23 protein-coding genes are annotated in these 22,526 nt (G+C 28.7%); 17 read left to right on the forward strand and 6 right to left on the reverse strand.

Annotation, left to right across the window (positions count from 1 at the left end):
- The first annotated feature begins 24 nt into the window (after positions 1–24).
- The 3 genes from prpC to prpF all read left to right on the forward strand — a co-directional run bounded on the left by prpC (position 25) and on the right by prpF (position 5,133).
- Complete coding sequence (prpC, locus tag CJ670_RS01480) at positions 25–1,176, forward strand: bifunctional 2-methylcitrate synthase/citrate synthase (RefSeq protein ID WP_105938597.1); 1,152 nt, start codon at positions 25–27, stop codon at positions 1,174–1,176.
- 77 nt (positions 1,177–1,253) lie between these two features.
- Positions 1,254–3,842, forward strand: a complete 2,589-nt coding sequence (gene acnD, locus CJ670_RS01485) for a Fe/S-dependent 2-methylisocitrate dehydratase AcnD (protein WP_105938598.1) — start codon at positions 1,254–1,256, stop codon at positions 3,840–3,842.
- 112 nt (positions 3,843–3,954) lie between these two features.
- Positions 3,955–5,133, forward strand: coding sequence for a 2-methylaconitate cis-trans isomerase PrpF (gene prpF, locus CJ670_RS01490; RefSeq protein WP_105938599.1), 1,179 nt, complete (start codon positions 3,955–3,957; stop codon positions 5,131–5,133).
- 51 nt (positions 5,134–5,184) lie between these two features.
- On the opposite strand, the gene CJ670_RS01495 is transcribed toward prpF, so the two are convergent.
- Positions 5,185–5,385 carry a helix-turn-helix domain-containing protein gene (locus tag CJ670_RS01495; protein WP_105938600.1) on the reverse strand — a complete coding sequence of 67 codons (201 nt, stop codon included), beginning with the start codon at positions 5,383–5,385 and terminating at the stop codon, positions 5,185–5,187.
- 142 nt (positions 5,386–5,527) lie between these two features.
- Between CJ670_RS01495 and CJ670_RS01500 the strand changes: the two genes are divergently transcribed.
- The 7 genes from CJ670_RS01500 (at position 5,528) to CJ670_RS01530 (ending at position 13,339) form a co-directional block, all read left to right on the forward strand.
- Complete coding sequence (locus tag CJ670_RS01500) at positions 5,528–6,994, forward strand: MBOAT family O-acyltransferase (protein ID WP_105938601.1); 1,467 nt, start codon at positions 5,528–5,530, stop codon at positions 6,992–6,994.
- 8 nt (positions 6,995–7,002) lie between these two features.
- A complete protein-coding gene (locus CJ670_RS01505; protein ID WP_105938602.1) occupies positions 7,003–8,181 on the forward strand; it encodes a hypothetical protein in 1,179 nt (392 codons plus the stop codon).
- 61 nt (positions 8,182–8,242) lie between these two features.
- On the forward strand, positions 8,243–8,599 hold the full coding sequence (locus tag CJ670_RS01510; protein ID WP_105938603.1) for an ArsC/Spx/MgsR family protein: 357 nt from the start codon (positions 8,243–8,245) through the stop codon (positions 8,597–8,599).
- Positions 8,600–8,686: 87 nt separating this feature from the next.
- Positions 8,687–9,967: a 3-isopropylmalate dehydratase large subunit gene (locus CJ670_RS01515; protein WP_105938604.1), complete on the forward strand. Its 1,281-nt coding sequence runs from the start codon at positions 8,687–8,689 to the stop codon at positions 9,965–9,967.
- Between the two features lie 2 nt (positions 9,968–9,969).
- A complete protein-coding gene (gene mobA, locus CJ670_RS01520) occupies positions 9,970–10,551 on the forward strand; it encodes a molybdenum cofactor guanylyltransferase MobA (RefSeq protein ID WP_105938605.1) in 582 nt (193 codons plus the stop codon).
- A 95-nt stretch (positions 10,552–10,646) separates the two neighbouring features.
- Positions 10,647–12,116 carry an NAD(P)/FAD-dependent oxidoreductase gene (locus CJ670_RS01525; RefSeq protein WP_105938606.1) on the forward strand — a complete coding sequence of 490 codons (1,470 nt, stop codon included), beginning with the start codon at positions 10,647–10,649 and terminating at the stop codon, positions 12,114–12,116.
- Between the two features lie 41 nt (positions 12,117–12,157).
- Positions 12,158–13,339: a rhodanese-like domain-containing protein gene (locus CJ670_RS01530; protein WP_105938607.1), complete on the forward strand. Its 1,182-nt coding sequence runs from the start codon at positions 12,158–12,160 to the stop codon at positions 13,337–13,339.
- Between the two features lie 75 nt (positions 13,340–13,414).
- Here CJ670_RS01530 and rplT read toward each other — a convergent pair whose 3' ends face one another.
- The 4 genes from rplT to thrS all read right to left on the reverse strand — a co-directional run bounded on the left by rplT (position 13,415) and on the right by thrS (position 16,530).
- Positions 13,415–13,771 carry a 50S ribosomal protein L20 gene (gene rplT, locus CJ670_RS01535; RefSeq protein ID WP_105911716.1) on the reverse strand — a complete coding sequence of 119 codons (357 nt, stop codon included), beginning with the start codon at positions 13,769–13,771 and terminating at the stop codon, positions 13,415–13,417.
- A gap of 96 nt (positions 13,772–13,867) precedes the next feature.
- Positions 13,868–14,065, reverse strand: a complete 198-nt coding sequence (gene rpmI / locus CJ670_RS01540) for a 50S ribosomal protein L35 (protein ID WP_105911717.1) — start codon at positions 14,063–14,065, stop codon at positions 13,868–13,870.
- A gap of 132 nt (positions 14,066–14,197) precedes the next feature.
- Positions 14,198–14,692 carry a translation initiation factor IF-3 gene (infC, locus tag CJ670_RS01545; RefSeq protein ID WP_207761805.1) on the reverse strand — a complete coding sequence of 165 codons (495 nt, stop codon included), beginning with the start codon at positions 14,690–14,692 and terminating at the stop codon, positions 14,198–14,200.
- Positions 14,693–14,721: 29 nt separating this feature from the next.
- Positions 14,722–16,530, reverse strand: a complete 1,809-nt coding sequence (gene thrS, locus CJ670_RS01550) for a threonine--tRNA ligase (RefSeq protein WP_105938608.1) — start codon at positions 16,528–16,530, stop codon at positions 14,722–14,724.
- Positions 16,531–16,639: 109 nt separating this feature from the next.
- Between thrS and CJ670_RS01555 the strand changes: the two genes are divergently transcribed.
- Positions 16,640–17,146: a hypothetical protein gene (locus tag CJ670_RS01555; protein WP_105938609.1), complete on the forward strand. Its 507-nt coding sequence runs from the start codon at positions 16,640–16,642 to the stop codon at positions 17,144–17,146.
- A 32-nt stretch (positions 17,147–17,178) separates the two neighbouring features.
- Here the strand turns inward: CJ670_RS01555 and CJ670_RS01560 are convergent, their stop codons facing one another.
- Complete coding sequence (locus CJ670_RS01560; protein WP_105911721.1) at positions 17,179–17,499, reverse strand: cytochrome C; 321 nt, start codon at positions 17,497–17,499, stop codon at positions 17,179–17,181.
- Between the two features lie 84 nt (positions 17,500–17,583).
- Here CJ670_RS01560 and CJ670_RS01565 point away from each other — a divergent pair, with 84 nt between their 5' ends.
- The 6 genes from CJ670_RS01565 to CJ670_RS01590 all read left to right on the forward strand — a co-directional run bounded on the left by CJ670_RS01565 (position 17,584) and on the right by CJ670_RS01590 (position 22,523).
- Positions 17,584–18,912, forward strand: coding sequence for an NFACT RNA binding domain-containing protein (locus CJ670_RS01565; RefSeq protein WP_105938610.1), 1,329 nt, complete (start codon positions 17,584–17,586; stop codon positions 18,910–18,912).
- A gap of 65 nt (positions 18,913–18,977) precedes the next feature.
- Positions 18,978–19,754: a complement resistance protein TraT gene (locus tag CJ670_RS01570; protein WP_105938611.1), complete on the forward strand. Its 777-nt coding sequence runs from the start codon at positions 18,978–18,980 to the stop codon at positions 19,752–19,754.
- Positions 19,755–19,870: 116 nt separating this feature from the next.
- The gene (locus CJ670_RS01575; protein WP_105938612.1) at positions 19,871–20,629 is read left to right on the forward strand and encodes a phosphatidate cytidylyltransferase; all 759 of its coding nucleotides are present in this window, start codon (positions 19,871–19,873) and stop codon (positions 20,627–20,629) included.
- Complete coding sequence (dxr, locus tag CJ670_RS01580) at positions 20,626–21,693, forward strand: 1-deoxy-D-xylulose-5-phosphate reductoisomerase (RefSeq protein ID WP_105938613.1); 1,068 nt, start codon at positions 20,626–20,628, stop codon at positions 21,691–21,693. The genes CJ670_RS01575 and dxr overlap by 4 nt, the downstream gene beginning before the upstream one ends.
- Positions 21,683–21,979, forward strand: a complete 297-nt coding sequence (locus tag CJ670_RS01585; protein WP_105938614.1) for a hypothetical protein — start codon at positions 21,683–21,685, stop codon at positions 21,977–21,979. The genes dxr and CJ670_RS01585 overlap by 11 nt, the downstream gene beginning before the upstream one ends.
- Positions 21,966–22,523, forward strand: coding sequence for an RBBP9/YdeN family alpha/beta hydrolase (locus CJ670_RS01590; protein WP_105911770.1), 558 nt, complete (start codon positions 21,966–21,968; stop codon positions 22,521–22,523). The genes CJ670_RS01585 and CJ670_RS01590 overlap by 14 nt, the downstream gene beginning before the upstream one ends.
- Positions 22,524–22,526 lie beyond the last annotated feature (3 nt).

Genomic DNA, 22,526 nt, shown 5'->3' on the forward strand with positions numbered 1-22,526 from the left:
ATTAAATCAAACTAAGGAGAAAATATGAGTACTACAAGTACAGAGTTTAAACCAAAAAAATCTGTTGCACTTTCAGGTGTAGCAGCTGGAAGTACAGCATTATGTACAGTTGGAAATACAGGAAATGATTTATATTATAGAGGATATGATATTTTAGAATTTGCTGAAAAAGCTGAATTTGAAGAGATTGCATATTTAATAGTTCATGGTGAGCTACCTAATAAAGAGCAGTTAAAAGCTTATAAAGCAAAACTTAGATCTTTTAGAGATATTCCAGAAGGTGTAAAAGTTGCATTAGAGCAATTACCAAAAAATTGTCATCCAATGGATGTTATGAGAACAGGTTGTTCAGTTCTTGGAGCATTAAATCAAGAAGATGAATCTCATCCAAAAGCTGCAGCACAAGATATTATTAATAAATTAATGGCATCTTTTGGTTCTATGCTTTTATACTGGTACCATTTTGCTTATAATGGAAAAAGAATCAATGTTGTAACTGATGATGATACAGTTGGTGGACATTTCTTACATTTATTACATGGTGAAAAACCAAAAGAATCTTGGGTTAAAGCTATGCATGTATCTTTAATTTTATATGCTGAGCATGAATTTAATGCTTCAACTTTTACTTCAAGAGTAATTGCTGGAACAAATTCAGATATGTATTCTTGTATTACTGGTTCTATTGGTGCTTTAAGAGGTCCAAAACACGGTGGTGCAAATGAAGTTGCATTTAGAATTCAAGAAAGATACTCATCAGCTGATGAAGCAGAAAAAGATATCAAAGAGAGAATTGCTAAAAAAGAGATTATCATTGGATTTGGACACCCTGTTTATGCTACAAGAGATCCAAGAAATGTTGTTATTAAAAAAGTTGCAAAAGAGCTATCTGAAGAGAATAAAAATATGTTAATGTATGACGTAGCTGCAAGACTTGAAGAAGTTATGTGGGATCAAAAGAAAATGTTCCCAAATCTTGACTGGTTCTCTGCTGTTTCATATAACCAAATGGGAATTCCAACAGATATGTTTACTCCTATCTTTATTATTGCAAGAGTTACAGGATGGGGTGCACACGTAATTGAGCAAAGAGAAGATGGAAAAATTATTAGACCATCAGCTATCTATACTGGACCAGAGCCTAGAGCTTTCGTTCCTTTAGAAGAGAGAAAATAATCTTTAAAATTTAGGCTAAATTTAGCCTAAATTTCTTTTTACAATAAATTTTAAAAAATAAAAAAACGGAAAATAAAATGACAAACGAAAAATATCTTAAACAATTAAATGGTTTAGATGTTAAATATTATGATGTAAAAAGTGCAGTTGAAGATATCACACCTGGTTCTTTTGCAAAACTTAACTATACATCAAGAGTATTAGCAGAAAATTTACTTAGAAAATGTCCAAGTGAGGATTTAAAAGATTCACTTATTCAATTAATAGAAAAAAGAACAGACAAAGATTTCCCTTGGTTTCCATCAAGAGTTATTTGTCATGATATTCTAGGACTTACAGCTTTTGTTGACCTTGCAGGTTTAAGAGAAGCAGTAGCTGCTAGTGGTGTAGATCCACAAAAAATCAATCCAGTTGTTCCAACTCAATTAATCGTTGACCACTCTTTAGCAGTTGAGTGTGGTGGATTTGATCCAGATGCTTTCCAAAAAAATAGAGATATTGAAGATAGAAGAAATGCTGATAGATTTGATTTTATTAACTGGACTAAAAAAGCATTTGATAATGTAGATGTTATTCCTCCAGGAAATGGTATTATGCACCAAATTAACCTTGAGAAAATGTCTCCAGTTATTCATAATATTGATGGAATTGCATCTCCTGATACACTTGTTGGAACTGATTCACACACTCCTCATGTTGATGCTCTTGGAGTTATTGCTGTTGGTGTTGGTGGACTTGAAGCTGAAAATGTAATGCTTGGAAATCCATCTTATATGAGAGTTCCAGAAATTATTGGAGTTGAAATAACAGGTACTAGAGGTACTGGAATAACTGCTACTGATATAGCTTTATCAATGACTTCTTTCTTAAGAGATAACAATGTAATTTCTGCATATTTAGAGTTTTATGGAAGCGGAATTAAATATCTTGATTTAGGTGATCGTGCAACTATTTCAAATATGACTCCTGAATATGGTGCAAGTGCTGCTATGTTTGCTATTGATGATAAAACTATTGATTATTTAAAAATTACTGGAAGAACTCCAGAGCAAGTAAAATTAGTTGAAACTTATGCAAAAGCAAATGGATTATGGGCAGATAGCTTATGCGAAGCTACATATGCAAGAACAATTAAATTTGATTTAACAACTGTTACAAGAACACTTGCAGGTCCTTCTCAACCGCATAAACTTCTTCCAACTTCAGCACTTGATTCTGAAGGAATTGCTAAAAAAATTACTATTTCAAATGATGTTATGCCAGATGGTGCGGTTTTAATTGCTGCTATTACATCATGTACAAATACTTCAAATCCAAGAAACGTTGTTGCAGCTGGATTATTAGCTAAAAAAGCAAATGAGCTTGGATTAAGTAGAAAAAGATGGGTAAAATCTTCACTTGCACCTGGTTCAAAAGTTTCTGAAATATATCTAAAAGATTCAGGATTATTAAGTGAATTAGAGAAATTAGGATTTGGAATTGTAGGTTTTGCTTGTACAACTTGTAATGGAATGAGTGGAGCACTTGATCCAAAAATCGAAGCTGAAGCAACTGCAAGTGGTGTTTACACAACTGCTGTTTTATCAGGAAATAGAAACTTTGATGGAAGAATTCACCCATTTATTAAAGAGGCATTCCTAGCTTCTCCTCCACTTGTAGTTGCTTATGCACTAGCTGGAAGTATTAGAGTTAATATTGAAACAGGTGTTATTGGAATTGACAAAAATGGAAATGAAGTAAGACTTAAAGATCTTTGGCCAAGTGATGAAGAGATTGATGCAATTGTTTACAAATCTGTAAAACCAGAGATGTTTGCAAAAATATATGACCCAATGTTTGCAAAATCAGACAAAGGTGAAAAAGCTGAGCCATTTTATAAATGGGATGCAAAATCTACATATATTCAAAAACCACCATACTGGGAAGATGCTTTTATGAGTATGCCAGCTCTTAAAAATTTAAGACCGCTTGGAGTATTCCCAAATGATATTACAACAGACCACTTATCGCCTTCAAATGCTATTCAAGCAAAAAGTGCATCTGGTGAGTATTGTTTAAAAATGGGATTACCGCTTGAAGATTTAAACTCTTATGCAACACATAGAGGTGACCATAATACTGCACTTAGAGCAACTTTAGCAAATCCAAAACTATACAATGAGATGGTTAAAGATGAAAATGGTAAAGTTAAACAAGGCAGCCTAACAAAAATAATGCCAGAAGGCAAAGAGTCAAGAATGTGGGAAGCAATAGAGACTTATATGGAAAGAAAACAACCATTAATTATCGTTGCTGGAACAAACTATGGACAAGGAAGTTCAAGAGACTGGGCAGCTAAAGGTGTAAGACTTGCAGGTGTTGAAGTTGTAATTGCTGAATCAATTGAAAGAATTCATAGAACAAACCTTGTTGGAATGGGTGTTTTACCACTACAATTTAAAGATGGTGAAACAAGACACACTTATAATATCGATGGAACTGAAACATTTGATATTTTAGGAAACATTGAGCCAAGAGGTGATTTAACAGTTTGCCTAACTAGAGCAAATGGTGAAAAAGTAGAGTTCAAAGTAACTTGTAGACTTGATACAACTGCAGAAGTTGAAGTTTACAAAGCTGGTGGAATTTTACAAAAATTTGCAAAAGATGTTATTGCAGGTAAATAATATTTTTAAAAGTGAAGCTTTTTGGCTTCACTTTTTTTTAATTTAAGATTTTCTAAAGTGATTAAAAATTATTTTAAAAAGTTTTAAAAGCTTAAAATCTAGGAGAATATAAATGAGTACATACAAACCACAAATAAAAGTTAAAGCAACTTATATGAGAGGTGGAACTTCAAAGGGAACATTTTTTAATATAGCAGATCTTCCAAAAGAGGCTCAAGAAGACAAAGTAAAAAGAGATAAACTTCTTCAAAGAATAGTAGGAAGCCCTGATATTTATAAACAACAAATGGATGGTATGGGAGGAGCAACTTCTAGTACTTCTAAAGCTATATTAGTTGGAAAATCAACTGTTGCAAATCATGATGTAGATTACTATTTTGGACAAGTTGCAATTGATAAAGATTTTATGGATTGGAGTGGAAATTGTGGAAATTTAAGCTCAGCTGTTGGACCTTTTGCAATTCATGAAGGACTTGTTGACAATGTTCCACAAAATGGTGTTTGTTGCGTAAGAATTTGGCAAGCAAATATCAAAAAAACAATCCTTTGTTATGTAACAATGGTTGATGGGCAAGTAAAAGAGATGGGAGATTATTATATTGATGGTGTTGCATTTCCTGCCCAAGAGATAAATCTAGAGTTTGCAGAGCCAGTTGATCCAAGTGAAGAGTTATTTCCTACTGGAAATTTAATAGATGATTTAGAAGTTCCTGGTATTGGAACATTTAAAGCAACAATGATAACAGCTGGAATTCCTACAATATTTTTAAATGCTAGTGATATTGGATATAAAGGAACTGAACTTCAAGCTGATATTAATAGTGATGCTGAAGCTTTAGCAAGATTTGAAAAAATAAGAAGTTATGGTGCTTTAAAAATGGGTTTGATTTCTGATTTAAGTGAAGCAGAAACAAGACAACACACTCCAAAAATTGCTTTTGTTGCACCAAAATCTGATTTTACAACTTCAAGTGGAAAAGAGGTAAAAGCTTCTGAAATTGATTTACACGTACGTGCTTTATCTATGCAAAAACTTCACCATGCAATGATGGGAACAGCTTCAGTTGCTATTGGTGTTGCTGCTTGTATTCCTGGAACTTTAGTAAATATAGCAGCTGGTGGAGGTGAAAAAACTGCTGTTGAGTTTGGACATCCATCTGGAACACTAAAAGTTGGAGCAGTAATTAAAAATGAAAACGGAAAATATATTGTTGATAAAGCTACAATGAGCAGAAGTGCAAGAATAATTATGAAGGGTGAAGTTTACGCACCTGCAGATATTATGGGATAAATTAAAATTAAGGCTTAGCCTTAATTTTAACTCTTTATATAAATTTTTAAATTACTTTAACTTCTCTTTTTTCAAACTATCTTCTAGTTTTTTTAAATCATCTATTTTTTCTTGAGCAGTTTTTACAAACTCTTCAAATGCAAAACCCTTTTCTATAATTTCATACAAATACGGTCTATCTTTTCGCCATTTTCTTATAGTTCTTGCATCAATTCCCAATAATCTTGCTTTATCTTGTTGTGTTAGTTTCATAAAAAAACTCTACAAGAAACAATCTATTAAAAAAATTCGGCTCATTGTTCCTCTTTAATTTATTATTAGGAATAATATGTATATAATCTTTTCATATTTCGGAAAACTATTCCTATTTTATATGTTTTAGGGGAAACAAAAATTGCTATTTAACTCATACGAATTCATATTTTTATTTTTACCAATAACTTTTATACTCTATTTTTATCTATTAAGCCAAAGATTAATCCTTGGTGCAAAGATATTTTTAGTAATTGCAAGTTTGTTTTTCTATGGATATTGGAATTTCTCTTATGTTCCTTTGATACTACTTTCTATATTTGTAAACTATAGTGTAGGATTAAGTTTAGTAAATCATGAGAAGATAAAAGTAAATAGTAAAACAATTTTAATCTTTGGTATATTGTTTAATGTAGGATTACTAGGATACTTTAAATATACAGATTTTTTACTTGATAACTTTAATGGTATTTTTGGCTCTAATATTCCACTTCCTCATATTATTCTTCCTTTGGGTATTAGCTTCTTTACATTTACTCAAATAGCATTTTTAGTTGATGCATATAAAAAAGAAGCAAAAGAGTATAGCCTTGTAAACTATATGCTGTTTGTAACATATTTTCCACATCTTCTAGCTGGTCCAATTTTACATCATAAAGAGATGATGCCACAATTTGCAAGTATTTATAACTGGGTTAAAAATTATAGAAATATAGCATTAGGACTTTTTATATTCTCTATTGGATTGTTTAAAAAAGTAGTAATTGCAGATACATTTGCAGTATGGGCAACAGCTGGATTTGATACAGCAACAACTCTAAACCTAATAGAAGCATGGGCTACAAGTCTAAGTTATACATTTCAACTATACTTTGATTTTAGTGGTTATACAGATATGGCTATTGGAATATCTTTGATGTTTAATATAAAACTTCCAATAAACTTTAACTCCCCATATAAAGCTTTAAGTATTCAAGACTTCTGGAGAAGATGGCATATGACACTATCTAGATTTTTAAGAGATTATATTTATATTCCTCTTGGTGGAAATAGAAAAGGTGAATTTAGAACATATACAAACCTAATAGCAACTTTTTTAATAGGTGGACTTTGGCATGGAGCTGGATGGACATTTATAGTATGGGGACTTCTTCATGGTATTGCACTTGCAATTCATAGATTCTGGCAAAGCTTAGGATTTAAAATGAATAAAATCCTAGCTTGGTTTATTACTTTTAACTTTATAAATATAACATGGATATTTTTTAGAGCAAAAGATTTTGAGAGTGCGATGAAAGTATTAAAAGGGATGTTTGATATTTCAAATATAGTTTTACCAAATCCACTAGCAGGAAAACTTGGATTTTTAACTCAATATGGAGTTGAGTTTGGTGGATTTATTGCAAATCTTGATAGTGATGGTGGTAAAACTTTAGTTCCAATGATATTTTTTGCATTTATTTTAGTTTTATTTTTCAAAAATTCTATGGAAAAAAGAGATAGTTTTAAAGCAAGTTATTTAAAAATTATTTATCTTGTATTCATTTTATTTTTATCTTTTTATTCAATGATAGCTGTAAAAACAGAATTTCTGTATTTTAATTTTTAGGATTTAATATGATAACAAACAAAAAATTTTCAATAATTGTTTTTTTTATATTTATAATTATTTTTCTTTTTGTATCTATTCCTTCTTTTTTTATTTACAAAATATTACTTAATTCAAAAGAAGATTTAACAATACAAGAAGTTGTAAAATTTCAATTAGAAAATGATGCTGTGTATAATTCTTTGGATATGAACACTTTTCAATATAAATTAGAATTAATAAAACATATTAAACCAAAAGTTATAGCACTAGGTTCATCAAGAGTTATGCAATTTAGAGAAGAAAGTTTTAATACAAACTTTATAACAACTGGAGGTGCAATGAATTATTTAAATGAGGGGTATTTGTTTTTACAAGAAATGATAAAAATACATAAACCAGAAATTATAATTTTAGGTTTAGATTTATGGTGGTTTAATGATAATTACAATCAACCAAATAATTTTAATCATATAAATAAAATAGAAGTAGATATAAAAAATAAAATAAATACAACATTTTCAAGAATTCTAAAAAAAGAGTTGGATTTAAATATGTTTTTTAGTTTTAAAGAACAAAACTATTTAACCAATTATGAAAATATTGGATTAAATTCAATTAAATACTCAAATGGTTTTAGAAAAGATGGCTCATATCATTATTCATTATTTATTTTAGGAGATGCAAAAAATAGTGATATAAAATTTTCAAATACTTTTAATAGAGTAGATAATGGGAGTAGTAGATTTAAATATGGAAACCATATTTCAAAAGAAAGAGTTGAAATTTTTAATGATATTCTTAAATTTACAAAAGATAATAATATAAAATTGATATTATTTATACCTCCTTTAGCGAATGAAGTTGTTGAAAGAATGGATAATTTGGGTAATAAATATAATTTTGTTATAGAATTTAGAAACTTAATAAAAAATAGTAATATAGAAAATTATGATTTTCATGATATGAGAGATTATTATAAGAATAGTTGTGAGTTTGTAGATGGTTTTCATGGTGGTGATGTAGCATATCAGAGAATATTAAAAAAAATGTATGATGAAAATTCAAGTTTATCAAAATATTTAAATATAGAATTTATAAATAAATCTATTGAAGAAAATGAAGGAAAAACTTTAACCATTTTTGATAAAAGCAAATATAAAAAAATTGAAGAGAATGATTATTTAGAATTAGGTTGTATTAAATAGTATTTAATTTTTTTCTCAAACCATTTTTAGTTACAATAAAACTTTATTTTTAGGAGTTAAAATGCAAAAATTAGAGTTATGGCACAATATTTCTTGCTCAAAATCAAACAGTGCAAAAGATTTTTTAGAGCAAAATAGTTTTGAAATATCAGTAAGAGATTATCTACTAAATCCACCATCAAAAGTTGAGCTTGAGGAGTTATTAAAAAAATTAAATATCTCTATTTTTGAGCTAGTGCGAACAGGTGAAGAGATTTACAAAGATTTAAAACTAGAAAATATCAAAGATGAAGAGAAACTAATAGAAGCTGTAATCAAAAATCCAATTTTAATACAAAGACCAATTTTAGTTGCAGAAAACATGGCTTTTATAGTACGACCACCAGTTAAAATAGAAGATATAGTAAATAAGTTTTGATAGAAAAGTTAAAAATAAATTGTCTTAAAAAAGTTTTAGCTATAATCTAAACTAAATTTTGAAAAATAAGAATAATTAGGATAAAAAATGGGTCAAACAATAACAGAAAAGATATTTAGTGAGCATGTAGGGAAAAAAGTTTTTGCTGGAGAGATTGTAAGAAGCAAAATTGATATGGTTATTGGAAATGATATTACAACTCCAATTTCAATAAAAGCTTTTGAAGATGGTGGTTTTGAAAAACTTGCAAATGCTGATGGATTTGCAATAGTTTTAGATCACTTTATTCCTGCAAAAGATATTGCAAGTGCAAATCAAGCAAAAATTTCAAGAGATTTTGCCTATAAACACGATTTAAAAAACTTTTTTGATGAAAAAGATATGGGAATTGAACATGCACTTTTACCCGAAAAAGGATTAGTATTACCAGGTGATGTAATTATTGGAGCTGATTCTCATACATGTACTCATGGAGCTTTAGGAGCATTTAGTACTGGAATGGGAAGTACAGATATCTCTTTTGGAATGATTACGGGCGGAAACTGGTTTAAAGTTCCTGAATCAATAAAAGTTGTATTCAAAGGAAAGCCAGCTCCATTTGTAACAGGAAAAGATTTAATCTTAGAAATTATTAGAATTTTAGGTGTTGATGGAGCTTTATATAAAGCTTTAGAGTTCACAGGTGATACAATTGCATATTTAAGTATGGATGATAGATTCTCTTTATGTAATATGGCTATTGAAGCAGGGGCTAAAAATGGAATTGTTGCATATGATGATATTACAAAAGAGTTTTTAGATACAGTTTCTAAAAATAACAATGGCTTAAGAGCTGAGCCAAAAATCCACTATAGTGATGCTGATGCTACATATTGTCAAGTAATAGAGATTGATGTTGAAAAACTAGAGCCTGTAATTGCATATCCATTTTTACCATCAAATGGTCACTCTATGTCTCAAGCAGTAAGTGATAATATAAGAGTTGATCAAGTATTTATTGGAAGCTGTACAAATGGAAGATTGAGTGATTTTAAAGTTGCTTCTGAAATTTTAAAAGATAAAAAAGTTGCACGACATGTAAGACTTATTATAACTCCAGGAACTCAAAAAATTCTAAGAGATGCTACAAAACTTGGATACATTGATATTTTAGTTGATGCAGGAGCAGTTGTTTCAAATCCAACTTGTGGTGCATGTTTGGGTGGATATATGGGAATTTTAGGAGATGGAGAAGTATGTATTTCTACAACAAATAGAAACTTTGTTGGAAGAATGGGTTCACGAAGCTCAAAAATATATTTAGCAAATAGTGCTGTTGCAGCTGCTAGTGCAATTTCTGGATATATTACAGATCCTAGAAGCTTATAATTATGACTATCAAGCCATTTGAAATACCATGTGTTATTTTAAGTGGAGGAAAAAGTTCAAGAATGGGAGAGGATAAATCTCTTCTTCCCTTTTCTTCTTCAAATACTTTAATAGAGTTCCAATTTAATAGATTAAAGCCATATTTTAAAGATATTTATATCTCTTCAAAAAACGATAAATTTGATTTTTTAAAAGATAAAACAAAACTTATTTTAGATAAAAATCAAGAAGTTTACTCTCCAATTCTAGCTTTGCAAACAATATTAGAAAAATTTGATAAAGTTTTTATAATAACAGTTGATACGCCTTTAATTAAAATATCTTCAATAAAAAAACTTCTAGAAAATTCAAATAATTTTGATATAACTATTGCTCAAACAGAAGAAAAAACTCACAATCTTTGTGGAATATTCTCAAAAAATATAAATAATATTATAAATTCAATGATAAAAGATGATATTCATAAAATAAATTACCTAGTAAAAAACTCAAAATTTCAAATCATAAATTTTAATAATGAAGATGAATTTTTAAATATAAATGAGAAAAAAGAGTATGAAAAAGCTCTTAATATTATAAAATAAACTAATAATATATTTAAAATAATAGCTTATTTAAGTAAGTATAATGTTATGATTTTTTAGATAATATATTTAATATTTTGTCAAAAGGAAGTTAAATGAAAAATGATGAGATGAAAAAAGCATTAGAAATTGTTGATAGCGAATTAAAAAAAGCTGGAATTTCAAGAAGAGATGCTTTTAGACTTGCAGGTCTTGGTGGAGCTGCTTTTTTAGCTGGTGGAACGAATGCTGAAGCTGCAACTATTGCAAAAGCTAGTGAAGCAAAAGGAAAAATCTTAATTATTGGTGGAGGATTAGCTGGTATTTCAACAGCTGCTAGATTATCAAATATCTTAAGCGAACCTGACATCACAGTAATTGAGCCAAATCCAAAATCTGTCTCATATCAAGCTGGAACTACTTTGGTAGCAAGTGGAATTTACTCTTCAAAAGATGAGTTAATTTATGAGACAAAAGATTTTTTACCAAAAGGTGTAACTTTAATCAAGGATAAAGCAGTAGAGTTTAATCCTGAAGCAAATAAAGTTACTTTGGCTTCTGGAGATATTTTAGATTATGATTTTATGATAGTTGCAGCTGGAGTTGTATTAGATTTTGGTTCTATAAAAGGTCTTGAAGCAATAGGAGAATCATATACAAATGGAGATGCTTCTAAAATTCTAAAAGTTTTTGGAAATAATGGAATTACATCTGTTTATAATATTGATAGTTCTGAAGATATGTGGAAACAAACTCAATCTTTTATAGAAAAAGCAAAATCAGGTGAAAATTTAAAAGCTGTTTTTACAGCTCCTAGTACAGCTGTAAAATGTGGTGGAGCACCAAAAAAAGTTATGTATCTTATGAATTCTAGGCTAAATGAAGCAAATGCAAGAGCAAATGTTTCATTAGATTACTATGATGATAGCGGAAGATTATTTGGTGTAAAAGAGTATGCTGATGCAATTGAGAAACAATTTATAGAAAGAAATATGAAGTGGAATTTTAATCATAATTTAGTTGAAGTTGATATTTCAAAAAAAATAGCAATATTTAATAAACACTGGGAAGAAAAAGGTGAATATGATAAAGATTTAGAAGAACATGAAATTGTAAAGAAAAATCAAAAAGTTGAAGTACCTTTTGACTTTTTACATATAACACCACCTCAAAAAGCACCAGATGAGATTGGAAAGTCTGAAATAGGTTCAGAAAGAGGTTGGGTTCCTGTACACAAAGAAACACTACAACATGTAAAATATAACAATATTTTTGCTCTAGGAGATATAGCTGCTGTTCCTATGGGAAAAACTGGTGGAACTGTAAGAAAACAGTACAAAGTATTAGTTGATAATTTGATTTCAGTTATGGAAGGAAAAGAACCAACACAATATTTTGGTGGATATACAGTTTGCCCACTTATTACAGATATTGGAAAAGTAATGTTAGCTGAGTTTGACTGGACTGCAAAACCAACTCCATCATTTCCTTTGGATCCAACGCAAGAGAGATGGATTTGGTGGTTAATGAAAGTTTATATGCTAAAACCTATGACTATGTATGGAATGTTAAGCGGAAAAGCTTAATTTATATGAGTTTTAAAAATTTCAAAAAAAAGGTTATTTAAATGAAAAAGTTATTTACAGTTTTATCTATTTGTTTTCTGTTTTTATTTGCAAATGCTCAAGAAACAGATAATCTAAAAGAGCCTACTTCAGAAGTAAAAGAGCTTATAAAAAAATATAAGTTAAAAGAAGTAGATTTTGATTATGTTAAAAAAGCTATCGGAGTTGGAAATAGGAGTTCTGTTGAAGCTATTTTAATTGATGCAAGACCTCAAGTGAAATATCAAAGAGGAACTATTCCTTCTAGTTTGAATATTGCAGATACTGATTTTGAAGCAGGTTATAAACAACTTTTAGATGTTTCAAAAGATAAAGAGCTAATAGTATTTTGTGGAGGATATGCTTGTACAAAAAGTGCTATTGTTGCAAATTTATTGATTAAAAAAGGTCATAAAAATGTAAAAGTTTATAATGCAGGAGAGCCTGAATGGTCTAAAAAAGATTATTTAGAGGTTGATACAATAGTTGTAAAAGCTTATTTTGAAAATAATAGTGCTTTGCTTGTAGATGCAAGACCACATGTTAAATATTTACAAGAGACTATTTTAGGAAGTATTTCAGTTCCTGATACAAATTTTGATAAATTAGCAGGAAGATTTCCTATTGATAAAGATGAAAAAATTGTAGTTTTTTGTGCAGGATATGAGTGTGAAAAATCAAATATAGTTGCAGATAAATTATATAAACTAGGATATGAAAATGTTGTTGTTTATGCAGGCGGTCTTCCTGAATGGAAAAAACAAGCTCTTCCAACAACAGTAGGAGCTAAAAAAATCGATACTGTAAAAAAAGAACAAAAACCGCAATTTAGTAAAAATGGTGCAAAAATTGGAAGCGATGAGGGAAGTATTGATGGTGAGTGGTTAAAAGCTTTTATTGTTGAAGATAAAATCCCAAATTATATACAGTTTGTAAATGTATTGCCAGAAAAAGAGTTTAAAAAAGGACATATTAAAGGTTCTATAAATATTGAAGCAGACAAACTTTCAGCAAAAGAGATTGTTTCAAAATTACCAAAAAACAAAACTATAATTTTTAATTGTAGTGCAGGCTCTAGATCTATTGAGGCTTGGATGAAACTAAAAAAAGATGGTTTTGATGTGAGTGAAATTTTTTACTTTGATGCAAATATTAATTGTAAAGGTGAAAATTGTAAAATTGAAGTAAATGAGCCTTTAGAATAAAAAGGTTTATTTATCTTTGACATAAAAAAAGGGATGGTTTTAAAACCATCCCTTTTTTATTTGAATGCAAATTTATTATTTAAGTGCTGCTTTAGCAGATACTACTAAAGATGCAAATGCAGCAGAATCATTCATAGCAAGGTTTGCTAAGATTTTTCTATCAAGTTCAATACCTGATAATCTTAAACCATTCATGAATCTTGAGTAGTTAATATCATTTAATCTACAAGCTGCATTGATTCTGATAATCCATAGTTTTCTAATATCTCTTTTTTTCTGTCTTCTATCTCTGTAAGCATAAACAAGACTTCTTTCTAACTGTTCTTTAGCTTTTCTAAAGTGTTTTCTTCTTCCACCAAAGAATCCTCTAGCTAGTTTTAATACTTTTTTGTGTCTTCTTCTTCTTACAACACCAGTTTTTACTCTTGGCATATTTTTCCTTTCTTTACCGTTATTTTTAATAAGGTGTCGGATTTATCCGAACTTATCCATATAATATGGAGGGACAAAATTACTATATTTTAGTAATTACGCTAAACATAAAGCTGAAAGAATTCCAGAAACATTTGTACTATGTACAGTTTGTGGTCCTCTCAAATTTCTTTTTCTTTTTTGCGTTTTTTTAGTTAAAATGTGGCTTCTAAAAGCAGAACCTCTTCTGATAGTTCCATTTTTCTTTACTTTAAATCTTTTAACAGCACCTTTAACGCTTTTCATCTTTGGCATAAAGAAATCCTTTCATATAAATTTGCATTTTTCATAGTGAAAAAGTTTTGGATTATACTCAAAAAAATATTAATAAATGATTAAAATATATATTTTATTTTAAATAGATAGTTTAAAAAAGATTAGTTAAAACTAATCTTTTTTAGGAGTTACAAGAAGATTTACGTATCTACCTTCTAGTTTTGGATCTTTGTCCATAACTGCAATATCTTGAATCACAGCCCAAACTCTTCTTAAAACTTCAACTCCAGCTTCAGGATTTGCCATCTCTCTACCTTTTAGAAAAACTCTAAATTTAACATGATTTCCTTCTTCTAAGAACTCAATTGCATGTTTTACTTTGTAGTTAATATCATTTTCAGCAATTTTTACAGATAGTTTTATCTCTTTAACAACTACTATTTTCTGATTTTTCTTTGCCTCTTTTTTCTTTTTCTCTTGTTGATATTTGAATTTACTATAATCCATAATCTTTGCAACAGGAGGAACACCATCTGCTGCTATAAGAACTAAATCAAGTCCAGCTTCATCTGCAATGGCAAGAGCCTGAGCAGTAGGAATGATTCCATAGTTTTCCCCACTATCATTTGTACATCTTACCTCTTTTGCAGTAATATCCTCATTCATAATTACATCTGATTTTTTATTATCTCTACTCAAATTCTACTCTCCTTGTTTATTTTATTTAGTAAGTCAATAAAATCTTGCTTACTTAAATTTGATTGTTCTCTAGTTCTTCTATTTCTTAAAGCAATAGATTTATTAGTAACCTCTTCATCTCCAATAACAACTATCATTGGAACTCTCTCTTTTTCTGCCATTCTAATTCTTTTATTTAAACTTTCGTTCATATTAAAGATTTTAGAATCAATACCATCTTCAACTAAATCTCTTTGTAACTCTTTTGCATATTCAAGATGAGAATCAGCAATTGGAACAAAAATAACTTGAGTTGGTGCAATAACAAATGGAAATTCACCAGCACAATGTTCAGTTAATATTCCAATAAATCTTTCAAAAGAACCAAGAATTGCTCTATGAATCATAACTGGTTGTTCTTTTTCACCTTTGTCATTGATAAATTCAGCATTAAATCTTGAAGGTAAGTTCATATCTACTTGAACTGTTCCACATTGCCATTTTCTACCAATTGCATCTAAAATTTTAATGTCGATTTTTGGACCATAAAATGCTCCACCACCTTCGTCAATTCCATATTGAATATTTTTCTCATTTAAAGCATCCATAATTCCAGCAGTTGTTTTTTCCCAGAAAATATCATCACCAATTGCTTTTTCAGGTTTTGTAGAAACTTCAATCTCATATTTAAAATCAAACATTTTAAGTAGTGAATCAACAAACTCTAATACTTCAAAAATTACTTCTTTTATTTGGTCTTGTGTACAAAAGATATGTGAATCATCTTGAGTAAATTCTCTAACTCTAAATAATCCATGCATTGCTCCTGACATCTCGTGTCTATGAACAACTCCATACTCAAAAAGTTTTTTTGGTAGGTCTTTATATGAAACTAGGTTATTTTTAAAGATTTGAATATGTCCAACGCAGTTCATTGGTTTTATTCCATACTCTTGATCATCAATAGTAGTAAAATACATATTTTCTTTGTAGTTTGCATAATGTCCTGAGATTTTCCACATTTCTGCTTTTAGAATTTCAGGTCCTCGAACTGGTTCATACCCTCTAACTCTGTGAGCTTTATATAAAAGATGTTCAAGTTTACTTCTTAATCTTGCACCATTTGGCAACCACATAGGAAGACCAGCTCCCACATCGTCATTAAATGTGAAAAGTTCAAGTTCAGTTCCTAGTTTTCTATGGTCTCTTTTTTTAGCTTCTTCAATCATTTTTGTGTAATCAAATAATGCTTGTTTATCAAAAAATGCAATACCATAAATTCTAGTAATCATCTCATTTTTTTCATCACCACCAAGATAAGCACCAGCAACACGTGTAAGTTTAAAACTTCTAATCATTCTAGTGTTTGGTAAGTGAGGACCTCTACATAAGTCTTCAAAATCACCTTGTTTATATATAGTTAAGGTATCATCTTTGATATTTTTTAAAACAGCTTGTTTTAATTCATCATTTTTGAACTTTTCAAAAAACTCTTCTTTTGTAGTTTCATGTCTAGTAATAGGTAGTTTTCTATCTGCGATTTCTTTCATTTTCTTTTCAATAGCAGGTAAATCTTCATCAGAAATTTTACTTTCTACTTTAAAATCATAATAAAAACCTTCTTTTACAACAGGTCCAACAAAGAATTTTGCTTCAGGATAAAGTTCTTTGATAGCTTGAGCCATCATGTGAGCGCAAGAGTGTCTTAAAATATCTAAAGATTCTTTTGAATCATCGGCTTTTATAATATCTCCTTTGATATTTAAAGCTTCCGCAGTCTGAAGGTCATAAACTTGACCATCATATAATAAACCAATTTGTTCCAATATTTTCCTTTTTTTCAAAGTTTTATAAAATGCAATTATTTTATCTTAAAAAAACTTAAACAATATAAATCACATAGTTATTTTAGTAAGATTTGGTTACAATTTATTTATGATTTTAAATATTTCTAAAATAAAAACTGAAGCATTGTTACTATTTTGTAGAGACTTAATAAATACGTATAAAGATGTAAAACCAAAAACAAAGTCTGATTTGGAACTTTATCATGAGTTTGAAACTATTAATAGTGATATTTTAAAACAACTTTCAAATATTTTATACGAACCAAAATATTATATAGATAATCAAAAGAACTTTAGAGTAAAAGCTATTTTAAAATGCTACAACTTTATATCAAAAGAGCTTGAAAAAAACCTCAAGCAAAATGAAGAGTTTAACCCATCACTTCTATATTTTTCTATTTTAGCACTTTGGTTTAAAGAGTTAAATAAAGAGGCAACTAGCAAAGAATTCATCTTTTTTACACTATATCCATATTCATTTATTTATGATAAGTTTTTAATAAAAATGAGTGATGTTGAGTATAAAATTATGAATATAAAAATGATAGATTTATCTGAAATAATAGTTTCAAAATACGATAGATTAGTTTTATAAAGATAGAATTAACTATCTTTATAATTTAAAAATTAGCAAGAAGGAACATTTCCTGAATCACTTGCAAACTCAATAGAGAAATCCATAACATGTTCAAGTAGGCTCTCTTTTATATCTCCAGCTTTTACATTTGGACAAAATTTCATAATCTCAGCTTGCGCTGTTCCATCTGCTTTGATTTTTCTCCACTCCTCTTGAGTATGTTTTAAAGCAAATTTTGCTCCATCCATTCCACAAGGCTCTTTAAGGAATTTTATAAATGCTTTTTGTCCTTTTTGAACATCTGCAAAAGCCGAAGTTGACGCAATAGCTAAAGCTAAAGTAGAGGCTGCTAATATTTTTAATAGTTTCATACTATTCTCCTAAATTAAATTTAGATACAATTATAACCTTTAGATATAAAAAGTGTCTTAAATTTATAAAAAAAAGAGTAAAAATTGCAATATAATATTTTAAAAAAAATTGTTCGCTATTTAAGTGAAAATGCCCGAGATATAAGGTTTATAAAAAGAGTTGATAACAATATAATTATAATAGAATTTAATAATAAGAATATTATATACTTTGATTTAAATAAATCAAATGCGAAAATATTTAAATCAAAAGAGCAAATATCTTTAAAAAAAGATTTTAATGCACCATTTGATGTGATGCTTCAAAAAAAGTTTACGAATTCAAAAATTCAAAGTATTGAGATTTATAACAATGATAAAATTATAAATATAAATGTAAATTCAAGTTCATCTTACAAAAAAGAGAATTTGATTTTGCAGCTTGAATTTACAGGAAAATATACAAATATTATAATTTTAGATGAAAATAGAACTATTTTGGAAGCCTTAAGACATATTGATGAGTATTCATCTTTTAGAGTTATAAAAGTTGGAGTAAAACTTGAAGAAATTCCTAAAAAAGATTTTGTACCAAAAGAGTATGAAATAGAAAATATTGAAGATTATTTATATCAGGTTTATGATGAACAAGTTAAAGAGAATTTAGAAAATATTAAAAAACAAAAAATTTCAAATATTGATAGAAATATTAAAAAATTAGAAAAAATTTTACACTCTTTACCAAAAAAAGAGGATTTGGAAAAAGAGTCTGAAGATACATACACTAAAGCAAATCTAATTTTAGCAAATTTGCATACTATAAAAGCGTATCAAAAAGAGCTAAAAATTGAAGATTATAATGGTAAATTGATAATTATAGAGCTTGAAAATATGAAAAATCCAACTATATTTACAAATGATTTATTTAAAAAAGCAAAAAAATTTAAACAAAAAGCTCTTAATATAACAATTGAAGAGAGTAACTTAAAAGATAAATTAGATTTCTTAAAAAAATTAAGATTAAATCTTCAAAATGCAAGTTCAATTGATGAGTGTGAATTTTTGTCTCCAAAAAAAGAGAAAAATCAGATAAAAACAAAAAAAGCTCAAAATTGTGAGAGTTTCTTTTTTGAAGGTTTTAAAATAATGTTGGGTGCTAATGAGCGAGAAAATATATATTTACTTGAAAATTCAAAAGCTAGTGATTTTTGGTTTCATCTAAAAGATAGACCATCTTGTCATGTTATTGTACAAAATAGTAAAAAAGATTTACCACAAAATATAATAGAAAAAGCAGCAATTTTATGTGCAAAGTTTAGTGTAGATTTTGGCGGTACTTATGAAGTTGATTTTACTCAAAGAAGAAATGTCAAAATTCAACATGGAGCAAATGTACTTTACAATCCTTATAGTACTATTTTGGTTAAAGTTTAACATAAGAGATAGTTAATAAAATTTAAATATAATATTTGAAATTGAATATTTTTTAGGAGAATATAATGAAAAAAATTAGAAATTTGACACTAAGTATAGTTTTAGCTTCAACACTATTTAGTGGATGTGCAACGACGGAGTTACAAACTAATGTAAGAATGTCTCAAAGTGTTTTTATTGACCCTGTTAAAAAAGAGTTAAGAACAGTATTTATATCTAGTAAAAATACTAGCGGACAGCCAATAAATCTTGAACAAAGTTTATCAAATGAACTACAAGCAAAAGGTTATAAAGTTGTTGATGACCCAGATGAAGCTACATATATTTTGATGGTAAATGTACTTTATTGTGATAAAAAACAAGAAAATAATGTAGCTGGTGCTGCTTTGGGGACAGGTGCAATTGGAGCTGGTGTTTCTGCATATAATAATGGGGGAGCAGGTCAAGCTATTGGAGTTGGATTAGGAGCTGCTGTAATTGGTGGACTTATTGGCAAAGCAACAGAAGATACTATTTATCAAATGCAAGTTGATATATTAATAAAAGAGAAATCAAGAGGTTCAGTGTTGACTCAAAATTCAACACTAGCTTCTCAAGCAAGTGTAAGAGATAGTAAAAAATCAGGATTTGTAAATAGTTTTGGTGGAGATGTAAGAAATACAGATGCTATTGGACAGATTAATTCAAATATAGCAAATGATAAAACTCAATATTATGAAGAAGAGAGAAAAGAGTATAAAACAGTAATGTTAGCAGAAGCTACAAAAATGAATTTAACTTTACAAGAAGCAACACCAATTTTAGAAAAACAGATTGCAAATCAAATCTCTGGATTATTCTAAAAAATTAAAATGCACTAAATTTTGGTGCATTTTAAAACTCTCAAAATATAATAATACAATCGATTTAAAAGCGAAATTTTAGTAAAATATTGTAATTTTAGTTTAAGGTAAGCTTTATGTTTAAAATACTTGGAAATTTATCAACAAGAGTAAAAACAGCTCTTGTTTTGTTTGTGCTTTTTTTGATTATTGCATATATAGATTCATACTTTCTATTTTGGCTCGTATTTGGAGTCGTTCTTATGGTTGCAGTACGTGAAGCAAAAATGCTATATGGATTAGAAGATAAGAGCATATATATCTATGTTTTATTACTTTGGTTAGCTGTATATTTCTATCCAATGCCTGTTGATTTAATATTTATTGTAGCAATTGGTTATGCTTCACAATTAGCATATAAAAGAAAACTTGATAAAAAGATGATTCTACCTCTTCTTTATCCAACAGCATCATTTGTTTTTTTAATCTCTTTATACAGTGAATTTGGAGTAATGGTACTATTTTGGTTACTAATAATAGTTGCAGCTACTGATACAGGAGCTTATTTTGCAGGAAAAACTTTTGGAAGAACTCCATTTTGCGAAACAAGTCCAAATAAAACTTTAGAGGGTGTTGTAGGTGGTATGGTTTTTGCTGTTATCTTGGGAGTTTTTACTTCTATAAATGAAGTTGGGATTTTAGGAGCTATTATAGTTTCAGCTATCGTATCGTTATCTTCAGTTTTTGGAGATTTATATGAAAGTTATCTAAAAAGAGAAGCTGGAGTAAAAGATAGTGGAAATATTTTACCAGGACATGGTGGAGTTTTAGATAGAGTTGATGGGTATTTATTTGGAGCGATAGTTATGTTAGTTTTATTAAGGATAATTATTTGATACTTCTTGGAAGTACAGGTTCTATTGGAGTAAATACTCTAGAAATTGCAAAAAAATTTGCTCTAAATGTTGAGGTTTTAGTAGCTGGAAGAAATATTGATTTACTAAATTCTCAAATAAAAGAGCATAATCCAAAAAAAGTGATAATTGCTTCTAAAGATGATATAAAAAAAGTAAATCACAAAAATGTATTTTTTGGAGAAGAAGCTATACTTGAAGCAATAGAAAATAGCTCTTCAAAAACTGTGGTAAATGCTCTTGTTGGTTTTTTAGGATTGAAACCAACATTAAAGGCTATAGAGTGCGGTAAAAAAGTTGCTTTGGCAAATAAAGAGTCTTTGGTAGTTGCTGGAAAATTTATTGATCAAAAAAATTTAAGTGCTATTGATAGTGAACATTTTGGACTTTGGTATTTGCTTCAAGATAAACAAATAGATTCTATGACAATTACAGCAAGTGGAGGTTCTTTTAGAGATTATCCGCTTGAAGCTTTGAAAGATGTATCTATAAAAGAGGCTCTTAATCATCCAAACTGGAAGATGGGAAATAAAATAACAATAGATAGTGCGACTATGACAAATAAAATGTTTGAGTTAATCGAGGCTGCTTGGCTTTTTGGTACAAAAAAACTAGATGCTGTTATTGAGCCAAAATCTTTGGTTCATGCATTTGTAAATTTTAAAGATGGAAGTACAACAGCTCATATTGCAAATGCATCTATGCAACTTCCAATATCTTATGCAATTTTAGGAAGAGTTGATTGTGAGATTTTAAAACCTATTAATCTACTTGAAATATCATCTTTAGAGTTTAAAAAAATAGAAGAGAGTAGATATCCAATCTGGTCTTTAAAAGATGAGATTTTAAATAATCTTGACTTAGGTGTTGTTTTAAATGCAGCAAATGAAGTTGCTGTTTCAAAATTTTTGAGTGGAAAAATAGGATTTTTGGATATTTCAAAAATAAGTTTTGAAGCTATAGATATATTTAATAGTTTAAAGGCTTCAAATATTGAAGATATTTTTGAAATAGACAAAGAAGTAAGGAGATATTTTGACTCTTGATTTGTTAATTCCTTTTGGAATTTTATTAATCTTAGTAATATATCTAATTTATACAAGAGTAAAGTTTGAGAAAAATATTGTAAAGCTATATGAAGATAAGCTAGAAGAGTGGAAAAAACATTCAAAAAATGATGAAAAAATAGAAACTAAAAAAGAGTTAGTAGCTCTTGTTTTTAAAAAAGATTATAAAATAACTATTGAATATTTTGATGAAAAAATAGAAGATAATCTAAAAAGAGCAAAATTTGAAATTTATAAATATGGAATTAAAGATGAAGAAAAATAAAAGAGTTTTAATTTTACATGGGCTTAATGGAAGCTCATATCCTCATTGGCAAGCTCATTTGGCAATGGATTTGATTAAAGAAGATTTTATAGTATCTTTTCCTGAGTTACCAAATAAAAATAGTCCAGATTTAAAAATATGGAAAGATTTCTTAAAAGTAGAATTAGAACATTTTAAGCCAGATATTGTAGTTTGTCACTCTTTGGCAAATATTTTATGGTTTCATATTTGTGATGAACTAGATATTAATTTAGATAAATTAATGCTAGTTGCACCCGTAAGAAATGAAGTCTTAGAAGATGCTAAAAGCTTTTTTCCTTATCCTGAGTCAAAAAATCTAAAAGCAAAAGAGATTATAATGGCGGCTTCAACAAATGATCCATATATGAGTTTAGAAGAAGCGATAGCTTTACAAAGTAAATTAAATATTGGTATGAAAATTATGGAAGATGCAGGACATATAAATGCTAGTTCTGGATATGGAAAACTTGATTGTGCTTTGGATTGGATAAAAAGAGAAGAAGTTTGTGAAAAACAGGAGTAAAAA

The sequence above is a fragment of the Arcobacter cryaerophilus gv. crypticus genome (assembly GCF_002993025.1).
Taxonomy (GTDB): Bacteria; Campylobacterota; Campylobacteria; order Campylobacterales; family Arcobacteraceae; genus Aliarcobacter; species Aliarcobacter cryaerophilus_B.

What these genes read in the sequence shown, in the direction of transcription:
- CJ670_RS01555 (WP_105938609.1), top strand. Translation starts at nt 16,640, where the DNA reads ATGATTTTAAATATTTCTAAAATAAAAACTGAAGCATTGTTACTATTT.
- CJ670_RS01570 (WP_105938611.1), top strand. Translation starts at nt 18,978, where the DNA reads ATGAAAAAAATTAGAAATTTGACACTAAGTATAGTTTTAGCTTCAACA.
- prpC (WP_105938597.1), top strand. Translation starts at nt 25, where the DNA reads ATGAGTACTACAAGTACAGAGTTTAAACCAAAAAAATCTGTTGCACTT.
- CJ670_RS01505 (WP_105938602.1), top strand. Translation starts at nt 7,003, where the DNA reads ATGATAACAAACAAAAAATTTTCAATAATTGTTTTTTTTATATTTATA.
- infC (WP_207761805.1), bottom strand. Translation starts at nt 14,692, where the DNA reads ATGAATGAGGATATTACTGCAAAAGAGGTAAGATGTACAAATGATAGT.
- CJ670_RS01575 (WP_105938612.1), top strand. Translation starts at nt 19,871, where the DNA reads ATGTTTAAAATACTTGGAAATTTATCAACAAGAGTAAAAACAGCTCTT.
- acnD (WP_105938598.1), top strand. Translation starts at nt 1,254, where the DNA reads ATGACAAACGAAAAATATCTTAAACAATTAAATGGTTTAGATGTTAAA.
- CJ670_RS01525 (WP_105938606.1), top strand. Translation starts at nt 10,647, where the DNA reads ATGAAAAATGATGAGATGAAAAAAGCATTAGAAATTGTTGATAGCGAA.
- prpF (WP_105938599.1), top strand. Translation starts at nt 3,955, where the DNA reads ATGAGTACATACAAACCACAAATAAAAGTTAAAGCAACTTATATGAGA.
- CJ670_RS01560 (WP_105911721.1), bottom strand. Translation starts at nt 17,499, where the DNA reads ATGAAACTATTAAAAATATTAGCAGCCTCTACTTTAGCTTTAGCTATT.
- CJ670_RS01530 (WP_105938607.1), top strand. Translation starts at nt 12,158, where the DNA reads ATGAAAAAGTTATTTACAGTTTTATCTATTTGTTTTCTGTTTTTATTT.
- CJ670_RS01510 (WP_105938603.1), top strand. Translation starts at nt 8,243, where the DNA reads ATGCAAAAATTAGAGTTATGGCACAATATTTCTTGCTCAAAATCAAAC.
- CJ670_RS01590 (WP_105911770.1), top strand. Translation starts at nt 21,966, where the DNA reads ATGAAGAAAAATAAAAGAGTTTTAATTTTACATGGGCTTAATGGAAGC.
- CJ670_RS01515 (WP_105938604.1), top strand. Translation starts at nt 8,687, where the DNA reads ATGGGTCAAACAATAACAGAAAAGATATTTAGTGAGCATGTAGGGAAA.
- CJ670_RS01495 (WP_105938600.1), bottom strand. Translation starts at nt 5,385, where the DNA reads ATGAAACTAACACAACAAGATAAAGCAAGATTATTGGGAATTGATGCA.
- mobA (WP_105938605.1), top strand. Translation starts at nt 9,970, where the DNA reads ATGACTATCAAGCCATTTGAAATACCATGTGTTATTTTAAGTGGAGGA.
- rpmI (WP_105911717.1), bottom strand. Translation starts at nt 14,065, where the DNA reads ATGCCAAAGATGAAAAGCGTTAAAGGTGCTGTTAAAAGATTTAAAGTA.
- rplT (WP_105911716.1), bottom strand. Translation starts at nt 13,771, where the DNA reads ATGCCAAGAGTAAAAACTGGTGTTGTAAGAAGAAGAAGACACAAAAAA.